This is a genomic window from Natronomonas sp. (assembly GCF_046483325.1).
Lineage (GTDB): Archaea > Halobacteriota > Halobacteria > Halobacteriales > Haloarculaceae > Natronomonas.
In genome coordinates, this window is sequence record NZ_JAWODL010000019.1 from 1 (window position 1) to 23,361 (window position 23,361).

Below are 23,361 nucleotides of genomic sequence, written 5' to 3' on the forward strand. Positions count from 1 at the left end.
GGTGCGTCGGCCCGTCCATCGCGGGCGAGAAACGGCCACCGTCGAAGCCGGGCGCGGAACGGCCGCGCTGCATGCCCTCGACCACGAAGACATCCTCGGTGAAGACCGTTTTCCACTGTGTCGCATTCTTCTGGCGCAGCGCGCCGTCGGTGTCGGGCGCGGCGTAGTAGATATGCACGTGTTCGTGCGTCCTGTCGTGGCGCACCGGTTCCAGCACGATGGCGAAGGCATGGTCACGCTGCACGCCCAGCAGCACGTTGGGATAAACCGCGATATACTCGCTCACAGCGCTCGGCGTCGTATCCGGCCTCCGAGAGCCCGTCGTCGAGCGCGAAGACGGTCTCGCCGAGCATCGCCATCGCCGCCTCTCCGCCGGTCTCCGAGACCGCGCGGATGGCTTCCTCGACCGGCGTCGTCAGGAGGTCGGCCTCCCGCGAGAACCGCCTCGACGCCGCCATGAACGTCTCGACGGTCGGCTCGGCGACGAGCGCCGAGAGCGCCCGCGTACCTGCCGCCGTCAGTTCGTCGGTGTCGCTCGTGAGGATCTCCGCCGTCGACAGTTCGCCGAAGTTGACGTACTCGATCGGTCGGCGGTCAGGGATCCCGTCCATCGCGCCGTGGGCCGGCGCGCCCGGTTCGAGTCGGATCGGGAACCCTCCGCGGGCCTGTGCGACGACGTCGCCGAGCCCGGTTCCGGCCTGCACCTCCGAACCGTGAGCGATCGTGACGAGTTCGTTCTCGGAGAGTTCGCGGCCGAAGACGGCGTTCGTCGCGAACGCGGTTCCGAGCGCGGCCGCGCCCGAGACGCCGAAGCCCGCCCCCAACGGGAGGTCGGTCTCGACGATCACGCGCGCGGTCGCGCCCAGCGCGTCGAGGACCCGATCGATGGCGTCGATCGTCGCGGGCTCACCGTTGAGTTCGAGGCCGTCCCCGGGTTCCAGTCGGACGACGACGCCCTCGTCGACGGCGACGCCGGCACCGCGGGAGCCGGCCTTCGTCGGATCGTCGTCCTGATGGGCGCTGAAAAATCCGGTTACGTGACCGGGGACGAACGCGCCCGCCGATTGTGCCATGGCGTGGCTTCCGAGATGAAGCGAGTTAAACGTGGCTAAGCGTGTCGGATTGCCCGACGCGGGCGATAGCGGAGAAGATAAACCGTTTTGACCTGGGTGGACGAAAGCCACTGTAGTGAACTCCTGTGGCTGATCACACAGAGGAACCGACTTCCGGCGGTGCGCTGCTCGTCCCCGTGGGGGAGTCGGTGACGCTGCGGAACACGGTTTCCTACGCGATGGAGACCGCCGCCGAGGCCGGGTTCGAGACGGTCCACTTCGTCGCGCCCGTCGCCTGGCACGATATCAGCGACGTCGAAACCGAGGTCAGAGAGGAAACCGAAGCGCTCTTGACCCGCGTGTCGGCGTGGGTCGACGAGGACGCGCCAGACGACTCGCCGGCGGCGAAAACGGCGATCATCGGCGAGGACAAGTACCTCTTCAGTCCCGACGACTACGCCGACGTCCTCGCCGTCTACGCCCGCTATCACGACATCGAGCGGATCGTCGTCGACCCGGAGTTCAGCCCGGGGGGCAACGTCCCGCTGTTGCGCCCGATGGAGGTCGCCCTCGCCGCACGCGGCTTCGAGGTGACGGAAGCGCCGATGCGACGTACAGTCCGCCGCCCCCGGTTGACGCGGGCGGGCGGCGTGCTACAGTTCGGGCTGCTGTTCGGCGTTTCGTTTCTCTTCTATCAGCTCCTCGGCGGCTTCGCCATCGTGACCGGCGACGGGTACGATCTCCTCTACGAACTCATCACGGGGACGCTCGCTGCTGGGATCGTCGCCGGCGCACTCTACACCGTGACCCTCTCGGAGCGAGTTCAGGTTCGGATACTCGCGGTACAGCTCGTCAGGCTGGTGCTGTTCGTCCCGTATCTGGTGTACGAGATCGTCAAGTCCAACCTCGTCATCACGTACCTCGTCCTCCACCCGAATCTCCCGATCGATCCCCGGATGACTCGGGTCCGATCGGCGGTATGGGGCGGCCCCGCGGTGACGACACTCGCGAACAGTATCACCCTCACTCCGGGGACGCTAACCGTCAGGACTCGAGGCCAGTATCTCTACGTCCACAGCCTCTTCGAGGGCGCACGCGACGGCATCGCCGGTGGTGCGCTCGAACGCGCCGTCCGCTTCGTGTTTTACGGTCGGCAAGGGGCGACGATCCCCAGCCCGAACGAACGTGGTGATTACGAGGAGCTTCAAGGCCCACGAGCCGTCACCGACGATCTCGAGGAGGGTGCGGAGTAATGTTGACTCCGGTCTTCCTCGGAGCGGCCGCGCTACTGGTCGTCCTCGCGCTCGTCGTTCTCTATCGAGCCGTCGTGGGTCCGACGATGCAAGATCGCGTCGTCGCAGTCAACGTTCTCGGGACGAAGACAGTCCTCATTCTCGCGCTTTTGGCGGTTGCTCTCGACAGCGAATCGTTTCTCGACATCGCACTCGTTTACGCGCTGTTGAACTTCCTCATGGCGGTCGCCATCTCAAAGTTCACCGTCAAACGTGGTGGGGTTATATGAACGATTTGAGGCTCGCAGCGATCTTCGCCCTACTCGCTGGTGGGCTCTTCTTTACGTTCGTCTCCACGGTCGGCGTGATACGGCTGCCTGACGTCTACGCTCGCGCCCACACCGCTTCGCAAACGGATACGCTCGGCGCGGGCCTCGTCGTGGCCGCCGTCGTCCTCACCTACGGTGTCGATTCGGAAGTCATCAAAGCGGTGTTGTTGCTCCTGTTCATCTTTATTACCAATCCGACGGCCGCGCACGCGATTGCGCGCGCCGCGTATGAAGAAGGTATCGAACCGTGGACGCAGGGGGACGAGCGACGATGAGCGTCGTCGGCTTCGCCCTCGCCGGCTTCGTCCTCGTCACCGCCGTCGCCACCGCGCTGTTGCGCGATACGCTGGCGGCGATCATCGTGTTCGCCGCCTACAGTCTCGGCATGGCGCTTTTGTACACGCTGTTGCTCGCGCCGGACGTCGCCCTCACCGAGGCCGCGATCGGTGCCGGCGTAACGACGATCCTACTGCTCGTGACGATCACGAAGACCACACGACCACGTGCCGAGCAGATCTTCGCGTCGGTTAACTGGCCCGCGGCCACCGTTTCGGCCGGACTGGCTGTCGTCCTCCTCTTCGTCGTCGGTGCGATCCCCGTTGAGAACTTCCTCGGCGGGACGACCCCCGTCACGGGCGCGGTCGGAACGCCCGGCGAGGCGGTCACCGGTCACTACCTCGCCTCGGCGTACGAACAGACCGGCGTGACGAACAGCGTGACCGCCGTCCTCGCCGCGTATCGTGGCTTCGATACCTTCGGCGAGGCCGTCGTGGTGTTCGCGGCCGGCGTCGCCGTCGTCGTCGTCCTCCGGAGGGGTGAGTTCCTGTGAGCGACGCCGACACCGAGGGCTCCGTTGACTCCGGAGCGGCTTCCGAAGCCACCGAGACGAGTGAGACGAGTGAGACGAGTGTGCCACCCGTCGATCCCGACCGTCCCTACACCGAAAGCGAAATCATCATGACCGCCGTCCGCGTCGTCACGCCGTTCGTTCTCACGTACGGGTTATTCATGATCTTTCACGGTGCCGACACGCCGGGCGGAGGGTTTCAGGGCGGTGCGCTCGTCGCCGTCGTCGTCTTCATGCTCGCCTTCGCCTTCGGTATCCGCCCCACCCGCGAGTGGGTCGGTAGTGGACTGATGACCGGGCTCGCCGCAGGTGGCGTCATCGTGTTCGCCTCCGTCGGGCTCGGGACGCTCGCACTCGGCGGCACCTTCCTCGAATACGGTCGGTACGCCCCGTTCGTTGGCCCCGATGCGACGAAGTGGGGCATGGAGGCGATCGAGATCGGCGGCGTCGCCGCCATCGTCGCCGGCGTGATCATGGGACTGTTCTTCCTCACCGCCGCCGGCTACGAACCCGACGGGGGTGACGAGACGTGAGCCTCCTCGCGCAACTCTCCTTCGAGTTCCTCTCGACGAGATACGCGTACGCGACGTTCGCACTGCTGCTCTCGATCGGCCTCTACATGATGATCGCCAGCCCGAACCTCGTCAAGAAGGTGATCGGACTGAACCTCTTTCAGAGCGCGATCTTCCTGTTTTTCATCGCCACGGCGTACGTCGAGGGTGGGACGGTGCCGGTCATCCCCACGGAGGGCGGCGCGGTCGGCGAGTACGCCAGCCCGCTGCCGCAGGTCATCGTGTTGACCGCCATCGTCGTCGGCGTCAGCCTCACCGCGGTGGCGCTGGCGCTGATCGTCAGACTCTACACGGAGTACGGAACCCTCAACGAGGAGACGATCCGGGAGGTCACGAATGAGTAGTTCCGAACTCGCCTTGCTGATCGCGGTGCCGATCTTCGCGGCGACGCTGCCGCTGCTGGCGGGACTGAAATTCGAGTCGGTCGGCTGGCTGATCGCCGCGCTCGCCGCCGCCGTCGAACTCGCACTCGCCGGGGTCGTCGTCCGACGGGTCGCCGTCGACGGCAGATACGTCCATAGCCTCGGCGGCTACCCGCGAACGTACGGCATCGAGTTGGTCGCCGACGGCTTTTCGGCGGTCGTCGTCTCGCTGATCGCGGTCGTCACGCTCGTCGTCCTCGCGTACGCCCGACGCGGTGCCCCCCGCGACAACTCCTTTTACAGCGCCTTCTTGCTGCTTTGTGGTGGGTTGATGGGCGTCGGCCTCACCGGTGACGTGTTCAACATGTTCGTCTTCCTCGAGATCGTCGGCCTGGCGACGTACGCGTTGGTCGCCGCTGACCGGTCGGGACGGGCCGCGCTCGCGGCGCTGAAGTACCTCATCGTCGGGACTGCGGGTGCCTCGTTGTATCTCGTCGGCGTCGGCTACGTCTTCGTCGCCACCGGGACGCTGAACATGGCGGAACTGGCGGTTGCGATCCCCGAAACGGTCGGTTACGCGGATCCGCTCATCGTCGCCTCCTTCTGTTTCGTCGCCGTCGGCCTGTCGGTGAAGGCGGCGCTCTTCCCGCTGCACACGTGGATCCCAGACGCCTACGCGGAGTCGCCGGATACGGTCACCGCCTACATTTCCGGGCTCGCCTCGACGCTCGGCGCGTACGCGCTGGCGCGGCTCATCTACGCGGTGTACACGCCCGCGTTCTTCGAGTCGGTTCCGCTCGCCGGCGACACGCTCGTCGCGTTCGCGACGGTCAGCATAGTCGCCGGATCCGTGCTCGCCGTGATCCAATCGGACATCAAGCGCATGCTGGCGTACTCCTCGGTCGCGCAGTTCGGCATGATCGTCGCGGCGTTCGGTCTCGCGACCGAGCAGGCGCTCTTGGGCGGGATCATCCACCTCCTCGGTCACGGGCTGATGAAGACCGCCCTCTTTCTCGGCGTCGGCGTCATCGCCTCGGCGTACGGGATCCGAACCGTCCGCCAGTACGCCAACCTGGGCTACCGCTCTCCGGTGACGGTCGCGGCGATCGCGGCGTTGCTTCTCGGCTTAGTCGGGATTCCGCCGTCGATCGGTTTCCTCGGCAAGTGGTACATCGCGTGGGGCGCGATCGAGGCGGGCGCGCCGATCGTCGCCGCCGTCATCCTCTTCAGCACGCTGTTGACGCTGCTGTACGTCGCGCGCCTGCTGGAGACGATGTACTTCCAGCCGGCCGACGGCATCGAGGGCGCGGTGGGGGCCGACGGTGGCGGCGTCCGATTGCTCTCCGACGGTGGGTCGGGCGACGACGGCGACGGTGAATCGGACCGTCCGGTTTCGGTCGGGATGGTGTTCGTCGTCGCCGCCCTCTCGATCACCGCGGTCGCGCTCGGGTTCGCCGCGCCGGTTTTCGAGTCATTTCTCGGCCCGTTCTTGGAGGCAGTACTGTGATGGACACCTTCCCCCTCTACGCCGTGTTGGTATCGCTCGTCGGCATGTTCGGCATCTTCGCCGCCCACCGGCGACCGAACGTTCGCGAGGCCGTCACGGTCGTCACCGCGCTCGCGAAGTTCGCAATTGTCGCCGCGATGTTACCGGGCGTCCTCGACGGCGAGACGTACGTCTTTTCGGCGGGCGAGTTCGTCGCCGGCATCGAGTTCGTCCTCCGGGCCGACCCGCTCGGAATGTTGTTCGCGTTCCTCGCGAGCCTGCTTTGGATCGTCACCTCGTTTTACAGTATCGGCTACATGCGCGGGCTGGACGAACACGGCCAGACCCGCTACTTTGCCTCCTTCGCCGCCTCGCTGTCGGCGACGATGGGGATCGCCTTCGCCGGCAACCTCGTGACGATCTTCCTGTTTTACGAACTGCTCTCGGTGGCGACCTACCCGCTCGTCGCCCACGACGAGACCGCCGAAGCGCGCTCTGCGGGCCGGAAGTATCTCGCCTACACCATGTTCGGCGGCGGCGTGCTCGTGCTGGCGGGGACGGTCCTCGTCTTCTGGCTCGTCGGCACGGTCACGTTCACGCCCGGCGGGATCGAGGGGTTGGCCGCGGTCGCGAACGCGGACGGGACGGTCGTCCAGATCGCGTATCTCCTCCTCGCGGTCGGCTTCGGCGTCAAGGCCGGGCTGATGCCGCTGCACCAGTGGCTGCCGACCGCGATGGTCGCGCCGACGCCCGTTTCGGGGCTGCTTCACGCCGTCGCGGTCGTCAAGTCGGGCGCGTTCGGCGTCGCCCGCGTGACGCTCGACGTGTTCGGCCCCGAGGTGGCCTACCAGCTCGGGATGGGCCTCGTCATCTCCGCCGTCGCCGCGTTCACCCTGCTCGCGGCGTCGTTCATCGCCCTCCGGAAGGACCACCTCAAACAGCGACTCGCCTACTCGACGGTCTCACAGCTGTCGTACATCGTGTTGGGGCTGGGCCTGTTCGGTCCCTACGGGCTGATCGGCGCGCTGCTCCACATCCCCGCCCACGCGTTCATGAAGCTCACGCTGTTTTTCTGTGCGGGCGCGATCCACGTCGAGACCCACACGGATCACATCTCACAGATGGCCGGGATCGGCAAGCGGATGCCGGTCGTGTTCGGCGCGTTCGCGCTCGCGGCCGCGGGAATGGCCGGCATTCCGCTGTTTGCGGGCTTCGTCTCGAAGTACTATCTGCTCATCGGCGGGATCGAGATGGGGGCGGCGTTCACGCCCGTGGGCTACTACCTCGCGGGCGCGCTGTTGGTCTCGGGCGTGCTCAACATCGCGTACTTTTGGCCGGTGGTTTACACGGCCTTCTTCGAAGCCGAGGGCGACCACGACGCCAAACCGCTCGTCGACTTCCGCTTCGGCGGCGAACGCCGGTCGATCCTCGCGGCGACGGACGGCGGCGAACGGATCGACGACGCCGAGGATCGCGGTTCGGAGGACGACTCCGAAGCCGACGACGTCGATATCGACCCCGCGGACCTCCAGCCCGATTTCTCGGACACCACGGAGCGCCGCGATTACAGCGAGCCGGCACCGCTCGTCGACGGCGAGTACGCGGTCGACCGAAAGCCGAGCGATCACGTGGTGCCCGAGGACGGTGAGGACGCTGCCCGCGACGATGGGCGCACGGACCACGGGACCCACGACGACCACGCTCACCACGAGGGCCCGCCCCCGGGCGGCTGGCGACGGCTGACCCCGAGCGAAGCGCTCCGCGGCGAGGAGACGACGTGGTTCATGCTCGCCCCGATCCTCGCGGCGGTGACCGGCGCGATCCTCGTCGGGGTCGTCCCGTACGAGGTCGTCTTCCTCGAACTCGTCGAGGTCATCGTCGAGGGCGTCCTCGCGGGCACGGAGGCGGCGCCGTGATCGAATCGATCCCGCCGTTCGCGTACGTACTCCTCGCGGCGTTCGCCGTCGCACTCTTGCCACGGCTGCCGGGACACCTACTGGCGGGGCTCGCGACCGCCGCGGTCGGCGTGCAGGCGCTCCTCGTCGAGAACGGGACCTACGTCGACACGCGGTTTCTCGGCTTCGACGTGGTCTTTCTGAACGTCGACGACCCCGCGAGGCTCGTCGCGGTCGCGGTCTCGATCCTCGCGACGGCGGCGGTCGTCTACGCCTACGAGACGGAGGCGGCGAGCATCCAGTCCGCCTTCGCGATGGGCTACGTCGCGAGCACCGTCGGCGTCGTGTTCGCGGGCGATTGGCTCTCGATGATCTTCTTTTGGGAGCTGATGGCGGTCGCGTCGACGCTTCTCGTGTGGCACCACGGGGGGAAGGCGGTCCGGGCCGGCTACCGCTACGCGCTGTATCACGGGATCGGCGGCACGATCCTGTTGGCGGCCGTCGTCGTCCACTTCGTCGAGGTCGGCTCGTTCCGCTACGCCGCGACGCTCGGAATCGCCGAGGTCGCGACCCCGCTGGCGGCCATCGGGATCGGGATCAACTGCGGGTTCATATTCCTGCACTCGTGGCTGCCCGACACGTACCCGCGGCCGCACGTCGCGGCGTCGGTGTTCCTCTCGGTCTTTACCACGAAGACCGCCGCCTACGTCATGTTCCGGGCGTTCCCGGAGGGCGGTATGTGGCTCGCGTACATGGGTGGCGCGATGGCAGTGTACGGGGCCTCCTTCGCGCTGTTGCAGTACGATCCGCGCCGCCTGCTCTCGTATCATATCCAGGCGCAGGTCGGCTACATGCTCGTCGGGATCGGGCTCGGCACCGAAATCGCCGTCGCGGGCGGGCTCGCACACCTCTTCAACAACGTCCTCTACAAGGCGCTTTTGTTCATGGCCGTCGGCGTCGTGATCTACCGGACCGGCGAGGAGAACATCAAGAAGCTGGGCGGCCTCTGGAACGTGATGCCGTTGACCTTCCTCGCGTACCTGCTCGGCGCGGCGTCGATTACGGCCGTCCCCGGCACCAACGGTTTCGTCTCGAAGGGAATGATCCTCGACGAGGCCCATGACGTCCACAACCTCGAGTTGGGAATCGAGGGGACGGCCGCTTACGGCGACGTCCTCTGGTGGCTGCTCATCCTCGGCGCGATCGGGACGTTCATGTCGTTCATCAAGCTCGGCTACTACGTCTTCTTCCACGGTCAGAACACCGTCGAACCCGCGGACGCCACGATCGGTCAGACCGTCGCGATGCTCGCCGTCGGCGGGTTCTGTCTGCTCTACGGGCTGGCACCGGGACTGCTGTTCGAGTTGCTTCCCTCCACGGAGCTGCTCGTCGCGGAGCTACACCCCTACAGCACCAGCCACCTCACCGAGAGCGTCGTCCTGCTCGTCGTCGGCTTCGCCGCGTTCTTCGGTCTGAAGGGGCCGATCACCCGGCTCGCGTGGCTGCCGGACGTCGACCGCGTGCTCTTCCCGGCGGCGTTTTACTCGAGTCGCGGGCTCGTCTGGGGCGTCACGGAGCTTTGGGCCGCGGTCGATCGGGTCGTCATGGCGACCGCGGGCGGCGCGATGGCGATCGGCTCAGACCCCGGCCGGTACGCCTACCGGACGGCCGAACGGTTGCCGGGCGTCGATATCGATACCCTGCCGGCCGATCAGGAGGCCGAAACGGTCCGCCTGAAAGCCTCGTCGGGAACGAGCATTTTCCTGCTCACGCTGGCGCTGCTCGTCGGGCTAGTCGTACTCCTGTTGGTGTGAGCTGAGCGCCCCGGATCCGTATCGCGTATTTAGTAAACGACGAGCGCGAGATACAGCTGCCCGATGCCGGCGACGATCATCACGACGCCCGCGAGTCGCTTGAGCCACCCGGAGTACGCCGTGAGCCGGCTCGCGTTCGTCACCAGTCCCATCCCGGTCGCGACCGTCGTGGCGACCATCAGGGCGGCGACGCTGCCGGCGTAGGTCGCGAGGACCAGTGTGGCCACCTCGGTCGGCAGCGATGCGGCGCGGGCCGTGACCGCGAGGAAAATGGGTGCGACGCAGCCCGCGCCCGCGAGCGCGTAGCCCGCGCCGAACACGCCGAACCCGAGTATGCTCGCGCGTCGCTTCGGCAACGGGATCGACAGCGATGGCGCGCGCCCGGTCACGACGAGCGCCCCGAAAATCACCAACAGCGCCCCCACGAGCGACTCGAAGAGCGTGATGTTCTCGAGCGTCGAGTGGCCGACGAACAGCGTCGCGCCCGTGAGCGCGCCGAACGTCGCGAGCACGCCGATCCCGGCGACGATTCCCCGGATACCGGCCCCGCCGAGCGACGCCTCGTTCGCGTCCGTCTGGTTCACATAGAATCCGACGTACCCCGGCAAGAGCGGGTACGCACAGGGTGAGAAGAACGTCGCGACGCCCGCGGTGAGCGCGAACGACAGGTTCGTCGCGAGCGCGACGTCACTCATCGTCGAGCGCGCGTTCGATCCCGGCGACGAACTCGTCGGTCGTCTTCGCCCCGCCCTCGGACCACTGGACCGTTCCCGAGGCGTCGATCGCGACGGCGTACGGGAACCCGGTCGCGTATCGCGCCCACAGTTCGGCGGTCGGATCGACGCCGACCGCCCAGTTCCCGTCGTGTTCGTTCCACCAGTCCACGACGTGCTGCTCGCTGACGCTCCCGCCGACGTCCTCGGTCGTCACCGAGACGAACCGAACCTCGTCGCCGAGGCGCTCGTGGGCCTCCACGAGCGCCGGCATCTGCTTTTCACACGGCGGACACCACGTCCCGAAGAAGTCGACGAACGTCGGCTCGCCCGTGGTCGGGAGCTCGATCGTCCCGGCCCGACTGCCCGGCGCGTCGATCGTCTCGATCTCGACGGGAGCTGGGTCGGAGCCGCCGCCGTCGGCCGCCTCCCCCGGTTCGTCGCCGACGGGGAGCCCGCGAACCGCGATCGCGCCAGCGACGCCCAGCGCGCCCACGCTCGCACCGCCAGCGAGCAGCTCCCGTCTGCGCATCTACCCGTTCACCACCGTCTCGAAGTCGTCGACGATCTCGGAGACCTCGACGCCCACGGCGTTCGGGTACGCGCGCTCGACGACGCCCTCGGCGTTGGCGAGCAGGATGAGGTTGTAATGCGGGAAGACGTACTCGAGCCCTTCGTACTCGTCGGTTTCGGACTTCTCGATCACCAGCCCGAACTCCTCCTCGTAGAGCTCTTGCCCCGCCTCGTACGTCTCCGGACGGAGGAAGTGCCAGTTGCCGGCGTCGAGGTCGACGCCCTGATCGCCCGCGTACGTCTCGAGGGCCTCGGCGGTGTCACGCTCGGGATCGAACGTCGCGGCGAGAAACGCGGCCCGATCGCCGACGCCGTTCTCGGCGGCGACAGACTGGGCGCGACGCAGCCGCTGGGTGAGCGCCGGACACATCCCGTCGGGACAGTTCGTGTAAATGAACGTCACGAGCTGGACGCGCTCGCCCTCGAAGTCGGCCGTCGAGACCGTCTCACCGGATATCGGATCCGGCAGGCTGATCTCCGGCATGTCGTCGCCGTGGCTGGGGTGGGCGGCCGCGCTCAGGTCGACTTCGGGTTCGTCGAGAACCGTCCGGCTCCCCAGGCCGGGGACGGCGTCGAGACATCCGGCGGTGAAAGCGACACCCGAGGCTGCGATCGATTCGAGATACCGGCGGCGTTCCATATCTCACCCTTACGAATCGACGTATATATGTCGACCGCTGCTGGTCGGCGAGGGCGCAAAACCTCTCGCCCCATCACTTCGAGAGCACCGGAACGTCGACGGGACTGTTCGCCCCGACGGTCGCTCGGAACGTCGCGGAGACGGCGAGCAACGCGAGGAAGTAGACGCCGGCGCCGAGGGCGACGAGCGTCACGACGGTGGCGACGTTGTGCGTCACGCCGAGGGCGTCGAAGGCGAGCAGGCCGGCGTACACGACCGCCGACATCGACAGCGCGGCGACGGCCTGTCTCGCGATCTCGCCGATCGGAACCGGGAACGCGAGCAGCGATCGGAGGGCGGCGAACGCCAGCACCAGCCCGACGCCGGCCGAGATCGCCGTCGCGATGGCTGCGCCCACGAACCCGATCGTCGAGATCAGCGCGACGTTCAACGCGACGTTCGTCCCGATGAAGACCGCGTTGATCCGAAAGGAGAGATCGGGGCGGTCGACGGCGTTCAGCGCGTTCATGAGTTGGGTCTGGTAGCCGTACAGCAGGCTCGCGGCGATCAACAGCACGAAGACGGTCACGCCCTGGGTGAACTCCGGGCCGTAGATCCGGAGGAGGCGCTCGCCCAAGAGCGCGCCGCCGAACAGCCCGGGGATGATGAAGAGCCCGCCGTAGGTCAACGAATCCGCGATGAACGCCTTTACGGCCTCGCGGTCACCCGTGGCGTCGGCCTTGCTCAACTCGGGAAACAGGGTCGAACTCACCGCGCTGCCGAAGATCGTGAGGAACTTCGCGATCGACCACGCGACCGAGTAGACGCCGACGAGCGCCGGGGAGACGAACACGCCCAACACGATGACGTCCACGTCGTTGAACGACCGGGACTGGAGGCCGCCCAGCCAGGCGTACTTCGCGAAGTCGACGAGGCTTCGAAAGTGCCGACGGCGGGGCCGCTCGAAGCCGACGGAGAGATACCACAGGCCGATGGCACCGATGAGGACGCCCCCCACAATGTAGCCGACGAGCATGCCTACGAGCTGGAAGCCGGCCACGACGAGCGCGATCTGGATCAGGCTGTAGCTGCCGATCTGGATCGGCTGGAGAATTCCGGCGATGTGGACCTTGCGTTCGCCCTCCAGCGCCGCGTTGGTGAAGTTGTAGAACAGCTTGACGAGGACGATGAGCGCGACGAAGCCCGCGACCGACTCGCCGACGTACGCGTCGACGTACCCGCCGAACAGCATGACGCCGACCGCGGTGGCGACGCCCAGCGAGCCGACGAGAACCGCGCTCGCGGTGAAGTACGCCGCCGGCTCCTCGGCCTCGCTGATCCGCTTCGTCATCGCCGTCGTGATCCCGACCCGGCCGGCGAGGACGAGCCACGAGACGAGCGCCATCACGAGCGCGTAGTAGCCGAGGATCTCCGCGCCGAGCACGCGGGCGAAGTAGATCGTCGCGAGAAAGCCCAGCGCGGAGCCGAAGAGCTTCGAGAGAAAGACGACAAGGGAGGTTTGGCCGAGGCGCATGGAGTTTATATAGTATCTGAACGTCCGGCTCGCGCTTCGTCTTTCGCGTACGTCGAGTCACGGGGAGGGGATTTATATATTTTATATGACCCGCTTCCGCGTATTATTCCGCTCACCTCTGCGCTGGAGTACGATTCAACCCTCGATTTGCAGTGACGGGTGTTTATATTCCACCACCGGATACACGACGATGTGCCCCCCAACGTCCTTCTCGTCGTCCTCGATAGCGTACGGGCAAAAAACGTGGGACTGCACGACCACGCCCGGCAAACGACGCCGTTTCTCTCCGAGTTTGCCGACGAGTCCACGGTGTACGAACAGGCTCGAAGCGCCGGTGCGCGCAGCATCACCGGCCACGCGAGCCTCTTTACGGGTCGGACGGTCGAGGAACACGGCTTGACGAGCGCGGATCACAAACTCCGCGAGGGCTCTACGATCTTCGACGACCTGCAACGAGAGGGATACAGTACGGCTGTCTTCTCGGAGAACGTCTGGATCACGGACGTCGACATCGGGCTTCGAAACGGATTCGACACCGTCGTCGGGCCACAGAACGTCCCGTTCCCCGAGGCGTTCGATGCTCGCCGGTTCGTCGCCGAACACGGTCGTGGAAACTACGCCGAATTCGCTCGGGCCTGTCTGGAAAACGAGAAACCGGCTCGCTCGATCGCCAACGGCGTCGTCACGAAGGTCACGTCCGATTATCCGTGGCTGTACCCGTTCGATACGTCGCCGCCGGGCGACGTCTATCTCGACCGGTTCCTCCAGTGGCAGGACGCCCAGCGTGGACCGTGGGCAGCGTGCGTCAACCTGATGGACGCCCACAGCCCGTACGAGCCGAAAGCCGAGCACAATCGGTGGGGCGACGACCAGCTCCGTTCGATCCAAGCGCGCGCGCCGAACAGCTGGGAACTGCTCTCGGACCCCTCCGGGTGGTGGAAACTGATGGCCACCGAATCGCTGTACGACGGGACGATCCATCAACTCGACTCGCTGCTCGAACGAATAGTTTCGACGCTCAAACGCCGCGGAGAGTACGACGATACCCTCCTCGTCGTGACGAGCGACCACGGGGAAGGATTCGGCGAGCCCAGTCGCGTCCGGCCGGGCATTCGAGTCGCCGGACACAACACCGCGCTCCACGAGTCGGTGCTTCACGTGCCGCTGATCGTTCGATTCCCGGGCCAGACCGAGGGCGAGCGCGTGTCCTCTCTCGCCATGTTGACGAACTTCCCCGCCGCCGTTCGGGACGCGCTGGACGGAGACGCGACCGCGGCGTCGTTCACGACCGAAACGGCGTTCGCAACCTCGTACGGCATCTTGGTCGACGACCAGCTTCGCTCCCGCGCGGAGCGCTATCGGGATCCGGACTCGCTCGAGGGGTTCAACGATCGCCTTCGGGCCGTCTACGATCAGGACGACGACGGTGTTCGAAAACATATCTCCGTCGGCGATAAGCGCGCCCTCTCCATTCGAGTGCTGGACGCACAAACCGCCTACGTCGAATCGGAGATCGACCCGAAGACGGTCGACGATCGATTCGAAGCGTTGGACGACAGCGGACTCGTCGAGGAAGCCGCCGGCATCGACGCGGTTGACGACGAAATCCAACAGCGCCTCGAAGACCTCGGCTATATGTGACGAGTTGTCGGCTACCTGAATCAAGGGAGAGTTCAGCCGTTCACGGCGGGCGTGAATCCGACAACTGCGGAACAACCGCCGACGCCGCTCAGTCTGGGGTATCCAAGTTGTCGGCCGCGTGGACAAGCATCCCGCGCCACGTTAGACCGTACTTGTTCTTCACGTCTTTCAATCGCTCGTACTGCTCCTCGTCCGGCACTTCGATGTGGATGTTCGTCATAAGTGAGTCTATGAATAACCATAGATTTATGTTTTGCCATCCTGTAAGAGTATCCGATGAAGCGGACCAACACGTTCGACGTGGTTCCTCAGTCCGACGCGGACGAGGAGTTGCTTCGATGTCTGTTGGATGCTTCTGCTGCTCTCTGGAACGAAATCAACTACGAGCGCTGCGAACACTACGCCGACCTAGACGGAGACGTGTGGGACATCAGCGAATATCGTGGGCGCTACGGCGGCACGCTCGGTGCTTCGACCGTTCAGCAAATCGAACGGAAGAACCGCGAAGCTTGGCGGTCGTTCTTCGCGCTCAAGAAGAAGGGCGAAGCCAACGGCAAGCCCGGATACTGGGGCAACGTCAAGGACGGACGCGAACTCCGAACGTACATCCGCAACACGTCGTACTCCGTCGAGTGGGGCGAATACTCTCGACTCGAAATTCTCGTCGGCCAAGATCTCAAAGACGAGTACGGGCTTGGATACCGCGAACGTCTCCGGCTCGAAGTTCGGGGCGAACCTAACTGGAAAGAGTACGACAAGCAGGGTCGGTTAGAGTTGTTCTGGGACGAGCACGCACAGACATTCAGGGCCTTTCAGCCAGTCACAATCAGCGAAGACACTTCTCGACTGGCATCTCCACTGGCGGACGAAACCGCCGCTCTGGATATTGGTGCGAACAACCTCGTCGCCTGTACGACCACGACCGGCACGCAACTGCTGTACGAAGGGCGCGACCTGTTCGAGCGGTTCCGCGAGACGACGCGAGAAATCGCCCGGTTGCAGTCACTCTTGGACGATGGACGGTACAGCAGTCACCGAATACGTTCGCTGTACCGACGCCGGACGAGACGACGCGACCACGCCCAGGACACGCTCGCCCGCGACCTCATCGAACGGTTGCATGCCGAAGGCGTCTCCACGGTGTATGTCGGGTCGCTAACGGACGTACTCGACACACATTGGTCGGTTCGGGCCAATGAAAAAACGCACAACTTCTGGGCGTTCCATGCGCTCATCAAGCGACTCGCCTGTACGGCCGAGGAGTACGGTATCTCGGTAGAAGTCCGCTCGGAAGCGTGGACAAGCCAAGAGTGCCCGCAATGCGGTTCAACCGACCGGACGACGCGCCACCGCGATACGCTGACGTGTCCGTGCGGCTTCGAGGGGCACGCGGATCTCACGGCGTCAGAGACGTTCCTAAGGCGGCAGACGACGGTAACACGGCCGATGGCACGGCCTGTATGCCTCAAGTGGGACGACCACGACTGGTTGGAGTCACCACGCTCTCACCGTCCCAACGAGGAGCATACGAACCCGCAAGTTGCCTCCGTGGGCCGGTAAGCGATACCCCAGCGCGAGGAACCCCCGGCGTTCACGCCGGGGAGGATGTCACATGTACCCGAGGTCTTCGAGCTGTTCTTTGACGTCGCCCGACGACCCGCGATTCTCGGATTCCACGCGCCACGGCTCCGGTTGGTGCCCGCGTTCCAGTTCGGCCTCGACCGCGGCGCGAACGTCGAGCACGCTGTCGATTGCTTCGACCACATCGGTCGTCCCCGCGACCATCGCCTCGTCGGTGTGCAGTCCGTCCTGGAGACCGTGATCGCTGACGAGGACGAGTTCGTGCTCGCCGTCGAGGTCGTCTTTGAGTTCGCCGATGAACTCGTTCAGTTCGTCGTAGGCTCGCTCCTGAATCGCCGGGTAGTCGTATGCGACGTGGCCGACGAGGTCGAGTCCGCTCGTGTAACCGAAGACGAGTTCGTACTCTCGGCTTCGGAGGGCTCGTCTGGTTCGGGCGATCCGGACCATCGACATCTCCAGACACCGCTCGTAGAACGCTCTCGGGTCCGAACTCTTGTGTCCGCCGACCGCCTCGAGATCGCGTTCGAAGAGTTCGCCCATGCGCTGACGAATCCGGTGTTCCCTGTCGGTCTCGTCGGGATCGACGACGTAGTTCGGGATCCCGATCGCCTTCGCCTCTCGGTCGTCAAAAACCGTCGTGAGACCGTTTTCGGGGTAGTACGTCGCGGGCGTCCGGAAGGCGTCGGCGTCGGTCCGATTCAACAGCCACGCGCCGATCTGCGTCTGGAGGTCGTCCGGCAGCACGTAGTCGGCCACGCGGCTGCCGAAATCGAGGAGCGGATTCCCCCACGCGACGCCGTCGTCGCCGAGTTGCAGGCCGTGTTCACTGGGTTTCAGCCCCGTGATTATCGTCGGCCACAGTTCGTGGGTGCTCGGTTCGCCGCTGGAGCTGACGAGCGTCTCGATCGTCCGGTGGTGATCGAGGGTGAGGTTGGGGTGTCGCTCGGCGTCGACGAGGTCGGGGTCGAGCGCGTCGATGCCGAGAACGACGAGGGTCATACGTAATTCTACTTGTGGTGTCTAATATGAGTTATCGTCGCGCGCTATCGGTTCGTCGCGTTGGGAGACGCTCCGTGGACGTCCCTATCGCGAGGCGGGCGACATTCGAAATGAACGGCAGGTGTAAAAACGCCGCCTTCGAACGCCGGTATACGTGCCGAACACGAGCATTCGACTCGCCGTACGACGGCTCTCAAACACCTGTGCGCCACTTCGAACAGTCATCTCTCGGGGCTGGAACACGTACGAGGCGGCCAGATTTCTGTACGCATCTCGTCGGAACGTCGACGAGCGATCCGACTCAGCACCCATCTCGCCGTTCGACGTCTACGACATGGGTCTCGGCGATCCGGTGTACATCATGGACGACGAGTTCGACTTTTTGACCGATACCGGTCGCGTTCTCGGCGGCCATTGGGATCGAAACGTCTCCCTGTTCGAAGAGACGCCCCGATTCGAATCCTTTCGGACGCACTTCCAGGAGGGTGTCGCCTGGCGCGAAACCAGCTTCTTCCAGGACTCCGCGCGCGATATCCGGCAGAACGATAGTGACCGATATGCAACCATCTCCGAACTCGAAGCAGCCTGCGATCGGTACGATCGGATCTACGACGAGATCGCGGAACACGGGTATCGGACACAACGTGAACTTCTCGGCGCTGATTCTGCCCGCGGCCTCGGGAACGGCGGTCGGGGGCTCTTCGCCCTCGACGAAAAGGCGGTCGTTCGTCACGAAATCGCGGTGAACATCGCTCGCGACGGGACGCATGTTCTCAACGACGGTCGCCACCGACTCGCCATCGCTTTGCTCTTGGATCTCGATAGCGTCCCAGCCAGAGTCGTCGTCCGCCACGCCGAGTGGCAGGAGTTACGGAACCACCTGTATCGATCGGCCATCGATTCAGAGTCGGGAACGTGGGATCGAGACGCTGCGGAGGGGATCATCGCAGAGCACCCGACGACGGTCAAACACGGCCTTGAGCATCCGGATTTGAAGGCGCTGCTTCCGACCGAGTAATCGCCGCGAGAATGGTGGTATATCGGTCGATCGCAGCCGCGCGACTGTATTCGATCTCGACCTCAGATCGGCCCCTGCCGCTGATCTCAGTGAGCTCTTCCGACGCGAGAACGGACTCGATCCGGGATGCCATCGTGTCCACGTCTGTCTCCGTCAACAGATACCCGGTTTTCCCCTCACGCACGATGTCCGGCACTCCCGAAACCGGTGTGGCATAGACGGGCGTTCCGCAGGCCATCGACTCCATGATGACGGTCGGGAGTCCCTCTGTTGGCTCCGAAAAGAGCACGAGTAGCCGGAGGTCGTTCAGCTGTTTCGGGACTTCGTCGTGATCGACCCAGCCGGTAATTTCGACCATTCCCGCTTCGATCTCCTCGGCTAACTCCCGTTCGAGCCAGGATCTGAGATCTCCATCGCCGATGAAGCGAAACGTCACGTCGTCGGGGAGTTCTTTCGCCACCGATGCAAGCGTTCGTATCCCCTTCTCCTCGTCTAACCGGCCGAGGAATCCGACGACCTTCTCACGCTCCTCGAACGGCGTTTCGACGTCGAATGTCTCCGTATCGACGTATCGCGCGCCGTTCGGGTACAGTTTGTGTTGATATCCGTCCAGCCCCAACTCCTCGGCCATCGACGGCGTGTAGGTCACGATGGCGTCAGAAAGTCGGTATCCAGCATGCTCTAGTACCCACACCGCACCGGCAAGCGCTCGGGCGATCGGCGCTGGTACCTTCTGCTCCCACTGAAGCCGAAGCGTCAGCGGGACGTCGCCCCGCGGTTCGAGCACGACGGTTCGTCCGAGCAGTCGCGAGAACGCGATCGGCAACAGATACGATGTCGCGCCGAAAAAGAGGACTATCTCCTCGTCGCGGCGGGCGATCGTTCGGCACATCCGTAGCTGGTTCAGCACGAATCGAACCGCCGCAACTAGAATGGAGTCGCCGACGCCCTCCCGAGATATTTCGAGCACCTCGAAGTCGTCGCGGATCGACGATTCCTCGGAGAGGTTCGTCGTCACCAAGGCGACCGACGTGATCGCACCGATGATGTCCAACAGCGCCGCGACGTGGCTCTCGCTGGCCGGTGCGAGGGGATGGGTCACCACGAGGACGTCGTCGATCTCGGCTTCGACCATCGATCTGTCCGTCCTTCAGCCGTACTGAATAAATATCGTCTGATCTGTGGAAGTGCTATCATTAAACAGCGAGAGAATCCCGGCGTTTACGCCGGGCGTGAATCGCGTCACTCGACTACGGGATCCACCGCTCGATGACAGACTGGATATTCAACGCTAATCTACACCATTAAGTTTGTTTGTCTACATAGGCTATGTATGGCGATTAAGACCACACGAACCTACATTGGTTCCATCCAGAACCATCAACAGGTGTGCGATGGTCTTGATTCGCTTGGAGACTCCGCCTCGAAGATCTGGAACGTTGCACGATGGACAGCCGACCGTATCTGGGATGCAACCGGCGAGATCCCGAACGGTGGTGTGCTAAAATCGTATATGAAGAACCAACCCTGTTGGAAAGACTTGAACGCACAATCCAGTCAGAAAGTCATCGAAGAACTTTCTGACGCTTTCCAGTCGTGGTTCGACTTGCGACACACGTTTGACGAGGCGAATCCGCCCGGCTACCGCAAACACGGCGACACTCGACCACGTTCCACGGTGACATTCAAAGAAGACGGGTTCAAACACGACCCTCAGAATAACCGCGTCCGGCTCTCAAAAGGCTCGAATCTGAAAGAACACTTCTCGGACTTCATCCTCTGCGAGTACCAGACCCGGCCAGACGTTGACCTCTCGGAAGTCAACACGGTCCAGAACGTTCGTGCCGTCTGGAACGGTGACGAATGGGAACTCCACTTCGTTTGTAAAGTTGAACTCGAATCCACCGACACAGCAGGCGACGGCATCGCAGGAATCGACCTTGGCATCAAAAATATCGCAACGGTCGCATTCCCCGACGAATACGTGCTGTACCCCGGTAACTCGCTCAAAGAAGACGAACACTACTTCACACGTGCAGAGTATGACACCGATGGGGAGAACGGCCCGTCAGAGCAGTCGAGGTGGGCACGCAGGAAACTCGCAGATCGTGAAACGCACTTCTACCACACGCTGACGGACACCATCATCACCGAGTCTGTCGAACGCGGTGTTGGGACGCTCGCAGTAAGTTGGCCCGAAGACGTGCGAGAATCTGACTGGGGCAAGACCGGCAACAAGAAGCTGCACTCGTGGGCGTTCGACCGTATCTACCAGTACCTCGAATACAAAGGCGAGATGCGCGGTGTTGAGGTACTGAAAGAGAACGAGTGGGACACCAGTAAGACGTGTTCGGCGTGTGGTGACGACACGAAGTCGAATCGTGTCGAACGCGGCCTGTACGTCTGCTCATCGTGTAAATTGGTCGGAAACGCAGATTGTAACGGGGCGGAGAACATGCGGCAGAAGATAACTCCGAGTCCTCATGGTGAGGATAGGAGTAACGGCTGTGTGGCACAGCCATCGACATACTTGTTCGACCGCGAGAGCGGGACGTTTCACACGAGAGAACAAGCCGTGTCGTAGACCAGTAAATATCCCCCCTTCGGGACGGGAAGCCTCGTCGTTTACGCCGAGGAGGATGTCACTTGGTGTTCCAGCGTACATTCTAAAAGACCTGTAGATCTGTGTCTCGACGGGGTATTGCACGGTATACGTCCGAACACTTATCCAGTTTGTAGCGCAATCTACTGGTAATGGCTAGTTCGACGAGAGACGGCAACGCTCACCAGGATGAGATTCGCTTGTGGCGCGAGGACGACGGGTGGATCGCCAAGGATAGTGAGACTGGCGTCACGACACAGGGACAGTCGCGGGAAGCCGCGTTAGAAAATCTCGACGAAGCAGTCGCACTCTACAACGGCGAAGTCGGTAGGAAACCAACTGACGAGGAACTCCGCGAACTGGGTATCGATCCGGCCGACAACACGACGGGTGAAGAAACCTCGAATATCGCCTACTAGTATCGTCTGGTAGTGTTCCGGACGTACATGTCATATATTGTGAATTATTTGTAAATAGCCTGGTCTGCGAGCCCAACCAATTACTCACAGCCAGTTTCGGCTCACATATTCAAGCGTTACGTCGGATTGGTCGATGTACTCGGATACCTCGTGTACGATGTCTCCCACCTCTCGGGCCGAAAGGGCCTGGTTCTTCTGAAAGAGTATCCCTGCGGTATCTTCGACATCCATACGGGTGAAAAAGTCGTCGTCTTGTGTGGGAATGAGGCGGTTCGTCTCGCGTCCGTACGCAGCGATCGATTCGTCGTCAGCACCGAGGTCGAGTTCTTCGACATCGCCAATCCATTCGACATTATGATCGAGCTTTCGCAGATAGTTGATCGTCGCCTGCTCGACGTTTTCGTCAGCGAGGATATGATACCCCATCAGTCACGCACGTGTTCGGGATCGGTTGTCAGATGATCGTGTCCTTCGATCGCGGACTGTCGCTGGCGTTCGATAGTACGCATCTCCTCGGGATGGTCATGGTAGTAGGTGAGTGCCCGGTAGACATCAGCCACATCCAGATCATGGCGATCAGCGACCGTTCTTGGATCGAGTTCCCGCTCTTCGACCTGTTCTTTGACGAACTGAACCGTAATTCGTCGGCCTTCGAGATGCGGCTCGTCGTGGAGTTCCCGCACGATACGTCGCGTGACCTGACTCATACCGCAGACTACGTCGCCATCTTACTTGAACGTCTGGGCTGAGCCCCCCGGTATTCATATCTGTCCGAACGTGATCTCGTACAGGTAGCCGAGCCCGACCGCGAACGTGAACGCGACCAGCATCGCCGCTTCGCCGAGCGGGGTGAGCGTGTGAGATCGAACGCTCTCTGTCACCCGTTTCGGCACGCCGTTTATGAACACCCGCCGCAGATACGCCGATTCCTCGCTCGCGGCCGCCTCGGGTGCCTGCCGCTCCATCCGGCGCTTCGAAACGCCTTGCTGGAACGCACGCGTGAGGAGATGCGTCAGTTCGATCCGCTCTTCGAACACCTTGTGCTCGACAATCGCATCGGGGTTGTACACCACGCCCCGTCCGTACTCGGCCTGCAGCCGAGCGCCGATCTCGGCTCCCTCGGAGTGGCTGTACGACTCCGCGTCGGGGCCGAAGCTCGGATCGTAGCCGCCCAGTTCGAGAAATACCTCGCGTCGAAAGGAGATGTTCGACTCGAAGGTGTTCCGAACCTCCTCGCCCGCCTCGGCGAAGCCGGGATAGGTGACGCCGACGAGCCAGTCGAACTCCTCGGGGAGATACCACGGCCGTCCGGCGAGCCACCGGCCCGTCATTCGTCCGCCGACGGCGAGGGCGTCTCGCTCCTCGTACGTCTCGACGAGCTCCTCGACCCAGCGCGGATCGGCGACCGCGTCGTCATCGATGAACGCCACCACGTCGCCGCTCGCGAGTTCGGCCCCACGCGTCCGACTGGCCGAGACGCCGCGATTCTCGTCGTTGCAGTGGACGACGACGTGCTCCCTCTCTCCTAACTCTTCGCGTGCACGCACGTAGACGGACGCCGTCCCGTCGACGACGATCACGACCTCGACGTCCCCGTGGGTCTGCGCCAGCACGCTCTCGACGCACTCGACGAACTCGTCGTACATCGCTTCGGCGTACGTACAGACGACAACGGAGACCTTCACTGCCCGACCGTTGCCGCACTCGTCGAATAAGGGTTTTCATGCAGTCAACGTTGATTGGAAGTTGCAAGGCTAAACCCCCTCTTCAGGGCAGGGAAGATGTCAAATACTTGTGCGACCAAATTGGACTATATGAATCGGCGGCGGTACCTCATGACAGCCGGAAGCTCCATCCTTGCCTTTGCTGGATGCGTTGATGTCGATTCGAGTCGAGAGAGAATAGAGTCACAGTCTGTCGAAACACCGACTGAGACCCCGACGGAAACACCAACACCGACTGAGACCCCGACGCCCATTCACGAGGACTACGAAACGACTGAAATACGGGTCTTCTCCTCCAATGGTTGGGAACTTGGATCAGTGACGGCGGCGATCGCGGATACCACTGACC

26 protein-coding genes and 1 pseudogene are annotated in these 23,361 nt (G+C 63.6%); 15 read left to right on the top strand and 12 right to left on the bottom strand.

Features of this window, described 5'->3' with window-relative positions; genetic code table 11:
• Together R6U53_RS06890 and R6U53_RS06895 are read right to left on the bottom strand one after the other, a co-directional pair.
• Positions 1-286 (bottom strand): RHO alpha subunit C-terminal catalytic domain-containing protein (locus R6U53_RS06890; RefSeq protein WP_410321629.1); only part of this gene is annotated, 286 nt, incomplete at its 3' end.
• Positions 234-1,073 (bottom strand): pantoate kinase, encoded by an 840-nt coding sequence (locus R6U53_RS06895; RefSeq protein ID WP_410321630.1) that lies wholly within the window; start codon positions 1,071-1,073, stop codon positions 234-236. The genes R6U53_RS06890 and R6U53_RS06895, both read right to left, overlap by 53 nt.
• Before the next feature lie 125 nt (positions 1,074-1,198).
• On the opposite strand from R6U53_RS06895, the gene R6U53_RS06900 reads away from it, so the two are divergent.
• Genes R6U53_RS06900 through R6U53_RS06940 form a run of 9 tightly spaced genes read left to right on the top strand, consistent with a single transcriptional unit; the run spans position 1,199 to position 9,589 of the window.
• Positions 1,199-2,305, top strand: a complete 1,107-nt coding sequence (locus R6U53_RS06900) for a monovalent cation/H+ antiporter subunit E (protein ID WP_410321631.1) — start codon at positions 1,199-1,201, stop codon at positions 2,303-2,305.
• Complete coding sequence (locus R6U53_RS06905) at positions 2,305-2,574, top strand: cation:proton antiporter (RefSeq protein WP_410321632.1); 270 nt, start codon at positions 2,305-2,307, stop codon at positions 2,572-2,574. The genes R6U53_RS06900 and R6U53_RS06905 overlap by 1 nt, the downstream gene beginning before the upstream one ends.
• Positions 2,571-2,888, top strand: a complete 318-nt coding sequence (gene mnhG, locus R6U53_RS06910; protein ID WP_410321633.1) for a monovalent cation/H(+) antiporter subunit G — start codon at positions 2,571-2,573, stop codon at positions 2,886-2,888. Before R6U53_RS06905 ends, mnhG begins: the two co-directional genes overlap by 4 nt.
• Positions 2,885-3,442, top strand: coding sequence for a DUF4040 domain-containing protein (locus R6U53_RS06915; protein WP_410321634.1), 558 nt, complete (start codon positions 2,885-2,887; stop codon positions 3,440-3,442). Before mnhG ends, R6U53_RS06915 begins: the two co-directional genes overlap by 4 nt.
• A complete protein-coding gene (locus R6U53_RS06920; RefSeq protein ID WP_410321635.1) occupies positions 3,439-3,993 on the top strand; it encodes an MnhB domain-containing protein in 555 nt (184 codons plus the stop codon). Before R6U53_RS06915 ends, R6U53_RS06920 begins: the two co-directional genes overlap by 4 nt.
• A complete protein-coding gene (locus tag R6U53_RS06925; RefSeq protein ID WP_410321636.1) occupies positions 3,990-4,376 on the top strand; it encodes a cation:proton antiporter subunit C in 387 nt (128 codons plus the stop codon). Before R6U53_RS06920 ends, R6U53_RS06925 begins: the two co-directional genes overlap by 4 nt.
• Entirely contained in the window at positions 4,369-5,901 is a 1,533-nt protein-coding gene (locus tag R6U53_RS06930) for a proton-conducting transporter membrane subunit (RefSeq protein WP_410321637.1), read from the top strand. Before R6U53_RS06925 ends, R6U53_RS06930 begins: the two co-directional genes overlap by 8 nt.
• Entirely contained in the window at positions 5,901-7,796 is a 1,896-nt protein-coding gene (locus R6U53_RS06935; RefSeq protein ID WP_410321638.1) for a cation:proton antiporter, read from the top strand. The genes R6U53_RS06930 and R6U53_RS06935 overlap by 1 nt, the downstream gene beginning before the upstream one ends.
• Positions 7,793-9,589, top strand: coding sequence for a Na(+)/H(+) antiporter subunit D (locus R6U53_RS06940; protein WP_410321639.1), 1,797 nt, complete (start codon positions 7,793-7,795; stop codon positions 9,587-9,589). The genes R6U53_RS06935 and R6U53_RS06940 overlap by 4 nt, the downstream gene beginning before the upstream one ends.
• Before the next feature lie 29 nt (positions 9,590-9,618).
• Here the strand turns inward: R6U53_RS06940 and R6U53_RS06945 are convergent, their stop codons facing one another.
• The 4 genes from R6U53_RS06945 to R6U53_RS06960 form a co-directional block, all read right to left on the bottom strand.
• Complete coding sequence (locus tag R6U53_RS06945) at positions 9,619-10,284, bottom strand: cytochrome c biogenesis CcdA family protein (RefSeq protein WP_410321640.1); 666 nt, start codon at positions 10,282-10,284, stop codon at positions 9,619-9,621.
• Complete coding sequence (locus R6U53_RS06950) at positions 10,277-10,834, bottom strand: TlpA family protein disulfide reductase (RefSeq protein WP_410321641.1); 558 nt, start codon at positions 10,832-10,834, stop codon at positions 10,277-10,279. The genes R6U53_RS06945 and R6U53_RS06950 overlap by 8 nt, the downstream gene beginning before the upstream one ends.
• Entirely contained in the window at positions 10,835-11,515 is a 681-nt protein-coding gene (locus R6U53_RS06955; RefSeq protein ID WP_410321642.1) for an SCO family protein, read from the bottom strand.
• Between the two features lie 73 nt (positions 11,516-11,588).
• The gene (locus R6U53_RS06960; RefSeq protein ID WP_410321643.1) at positions 11,589-13,028 is read right to left on the bottom strand and encodes a flippase; all 1,440 of its coding nucleotides are present in this window, start codon (positions 13,026-13,028) and stop codon (positions 11,589-11,591) included.
• A 192-nt stretch (positions 13,029-13,220) separates the two neighbouring features.
• Here R6U53_RS06960 and R6U53_RS06965 point away from each other — a divergent pair, with 192 nt between their 5' ends.
• Positions 13,221-14,669, top strand: coding sequence for a sulfatase (locus R6U53_RS06965; protein WP_410321644.1), 1,449 nt, complete (start codon positions 13,221-13,223; stop codon positions 14,667-14,669).
• Positions 14,670-14,757: 88 nt separating this feature from the next.
• Here R6U53_RS06965 and R6U53_RS06970 read toward each other — a convergent pair whose 3' ends face one another.
• Positions 14,758-14,889 (bottom strand): hypothetical protein, encoded by a 132-nt coding sequence (locus tag R6U53_RS06970; protein ID WP_410321645.1) that lies wholly within the window; start codon positions 14,887-14,889, stop codon positions 14,758-14,760.
• A 56-nt stretch (positions 14,890-14,945) separates the two neighbouring features.
• On the opposite strand from R6U53_RS06970, the gene R6U53_RS06975 reads away from it, so the two are divergent.
• Positions 14,946-16,229: an RNA-guided endonuclease InsQ/TnpB family protein gene (locus R6U53_RS06975; protein ID WP_410321646.1), complete on the top strand. Its 1,284-nt coding sequence runs from the start codon at positions 14,946-14,948 to the stop codon at positions 16,227-16,229.
• Between the two features lie 48 nt (positions 16,230-16,277).
• Here R6U53_RS06975 and R6U53_RS06980 read toward each other — a convergent pair whose 3' ends face one another.
• Complete coding sequence (locus R6U53_RS06980) at positions 16,278-17,249, bottom strand: alkaline phosphatase family protein (protein WP_410321647.1); 972 nt, start codon at positions 17,247-17,249, stop codon at positions 16,278-16,280.
• A 154-nt stretch (positions 17,250-17,403) separates the two neighbouring features.
• Here R6U53_RS06980 and R6U53_RS06985 point away from each other — a divergent pair, with 154 nt between their 5' ends.
• Complete coding sequence (locus R6U53_RS06985) at positions 17,404-18,267, top strand: hypothetical protein (RefSeq protein ID WP_410321648.1); 864 nt, start codon at positions 17,404-17,406, stop codon at positions 18,265-18,267.
• Here the strand turns inward: R6U53_RS06985 and R6U53_RS06990 are convergent.
• A complete protein-coding gene (locus R6U53_RS06990; RefSeq protein ID WP_410321649.1) occupies positions 18,215-19,402 on the bottom strand; it encodes a glycosyltransferase family 4 protein in 1,188 nt (395 codons plus the stop codon). The two genes, R6U53_RS06985 and R6U53_RS06990, sit on opposite strands and share 53 nt — an antisense overlap.
• Positions 19,403-19,600: 198 nt before the next feature.
• Here R6U53_RS06990 and R6U53_RS06995 point away from each other — a divergent pair, with 198 nt between their 5' ends.
• Together R6U53_RS06995 and R6U53_RS07000 are read left to right on the top strand one after the other, a co-directional pair.
• Positions 19,601-20,851 (top strand): RNA-guided endonuclease InsQ/TnpB family protein, encoded by a 1,251-nt coding sequence (locus R6U53_RS06995; protein WP_410321650.1) that lies wholly within the window; start codon positions 19,601-19,603, stop codon positions 20,849-20,851.
• 170 nt (positions 20,852-21,021) lie between these two features.
• Positions 21,022-21,288 carry a type II toxin-antitoxin system HicB family antitoxin gene (locus tag R6U53_RS07000; protein ID WP_410321651.1) on the top strand — a complete coding sequence of 89 codons (267 nt, stop codon included), beginning with the start codon at positions 21,022-21,024 and terminating at the stop codon, positions 21,286-21,288.
• An 84-nt stretch (positions 21,289-21,372) separates the two neighbouring features.
• Here the strand turns inward: R6U53_RS07000 and R6U53_RS07005 are convergent, their stop codons facing one another.
• From R6U53_RS07005 to aglG, 3 genes are read right to left on the bottom strand one after another with little or no spacing between them, the layout of a single operon-like run.
• Entirely contained in the window at positions 21,373-21,714 is a 342-nt protein-coding gene (locus R6U53_RS07005; RefSeq protein WP_410321652.1) for a DUF5615 family PIN-like protein, read from the bottom strand.
• Entirely contained in the window at positions 21,714-21,995 is a 282-nt protein-coding gene (locus R6U53_RS07010) for a DUF433 domain-containing protein (protein WP_410321653.1), read from the bottom strand. Before R6U53_RS07010 ends, R6U53_RS07005 begins: the two co-directional genes overlap by 1 nt.
• A gap of 54 nt (positions 21,996-22,049) precedes the next feature.
• Positions 22,050-22,973, bottom strand: coding sequence for a glucosyl-dolichyl phosphate glucuronosyltransferase (gene aglG, locus R6U53_RS07015; protein WP_410321654.1), 924 nt, complete (start codon positions 22,971-22,973; stop codon positions 22,050-22,052).
• Positions 22,974-23,123: 150 nt separating this feature from the next.
• On the opposite strand from aglG, the pseudogene R6U53_RS07020 reads away from it, so the two are divergent.
• Positions 23,124-23,361: pseudogene (locus tag R6U53_RS07020) on the top strand (DUF192 domain-containing protein); the annotation flags it as partial.

Excerpts from the sequence above, each read along its gene's own strand:
- R6U53_RS06895 (WP_410321630.1), bottom strand. The coding sequence starts at position 1,073 with ATGGCACAATCGGCGGGCGCGTTCGTCCCCGGTCACGTAACCGGATTT.
- R6U53_RS06905 (WP_410321632.1), top strand. The coding sequence starts at position 2,305 with ATGTTGACTCCGGTCTTCCTCGGAGCGGCCGCGCTACTGGTCGTCCTC.
- mnhG (WP_410321633.1), top strand. The coding sequence starts at position 2,571 with ATGAACGATTTGAGGCTCGCAGCGATCTTCGCCCTACTCGCTGGTGGG.
- R6U53_RS06915 (WP_410321634.1), top strand. The coding sequence starts at position 2,885 with ATGAGCGTCGTCGGCTTCGCCCTCGCCGGCTTCGTCCTCGTCACCGCC.
- R6U53_RS06930 (WP_410321637.1), top strand. The coding sequence starts at position 4,369 with ATGAGTAGTTCCGAACTCGCCTTGCTGATCGCGGTGCCGATCTTCGCG.
- R6U53_RS06935 (WP_410321638.1), top strand. The coding sequence starts at position 5,901 with ATGGACACCTTCCCCCTCTACGCCGTGTTGGTATCGCTCGTCGGCATG.
- R6U53_RS06945 (WP_410321640.1), bottom strand. The coding sequence starts at position 10,284 with ATGAGTGACGTCGCGCTCGCGACGAACCTGTCGTTCGCGCTCACCGCG.
- R6U53_RS06950 (WP_410321641.1), bottom strand. The coding sequence starts at position 10,834 with ATGCGCAGACGGGAGCTGCTCGCTGGCGGTGCGAGCGTGGGCGCGCTG.
- R6U53_RS06955 (WP_410321642.1), bottom strand. The coding sequence starts at position 11,515 with ATGGAACGCCGCCGGTATCTCGAATCGATCGCAGCCTCGGGTGTCGCT.
- R6U53_RS06960 (WP_410321643.1), bottom strand. The coding sequence starts at position 13,028 with ATGCGCCTCGGCCAAACCTCCCTTGTCGTCTTTCTCTCGAAGCTCTTC.
- R6U53_RS06970 (WP_410321645.1), bottom strand. The coding sequence starts at position 14,889 with ATGACGAACATCCACATCGAAGTGCCGGACGAGGAGCAGTACGAGCGA.
- R6U53_RS06975 (WP_410321646.1), top strand. The coding sequence starts at position 14,946 with ATGAAGCGGACCAACACGTTCGACGTGGTTCCTCAGTCCGACGCGGAC.
- R6U53_RS06980 (WP_410321647.1), bottom strand. The coding sequence starts at position 17,249 with ATGACCCTCGTCGTTCTCGGCATCGACGCGCTCGACCCCGACCTCGTC.
- R6U53_RS06990 (WP_410321649.1), bottom strand. The coding sequence starts at position 19,402 with ATGGTCGAAGCCGAGATCGACGACGTCCTCGTGGTGACCCATCCCCTC.
- R6U53_RS06995 (WP_410321650.1), top strand. The coding sequence starts at position 19,601 with ATGGCGATTAAGACCACACGAACCTACATTGGTTCCATCCAGAACCAT.
- R6U53_RS07000 (WP_410321651.1), top strand. The coding sequence starts at position 21,022 with ATGGCTAGTTCGACGAGAGACGGCAACGCTCACCAGGATGAGATTCGC.
- R6U53_RS07005 (WP_410321652.1), bottom strand. The coding sequence starts at position 21,714 with ATGGGGTATCATATCCTCGCTGACGAAAACGTCGAGCAGGCGACGATC.
- R6U53_RS07010 (WP_410321653.1), bottom strand. The coding sequence starts at position 21,995 with ATGAGTCAGGTCACGCGACGTATCGTGCGGGAACTCCACGACGAGCCG.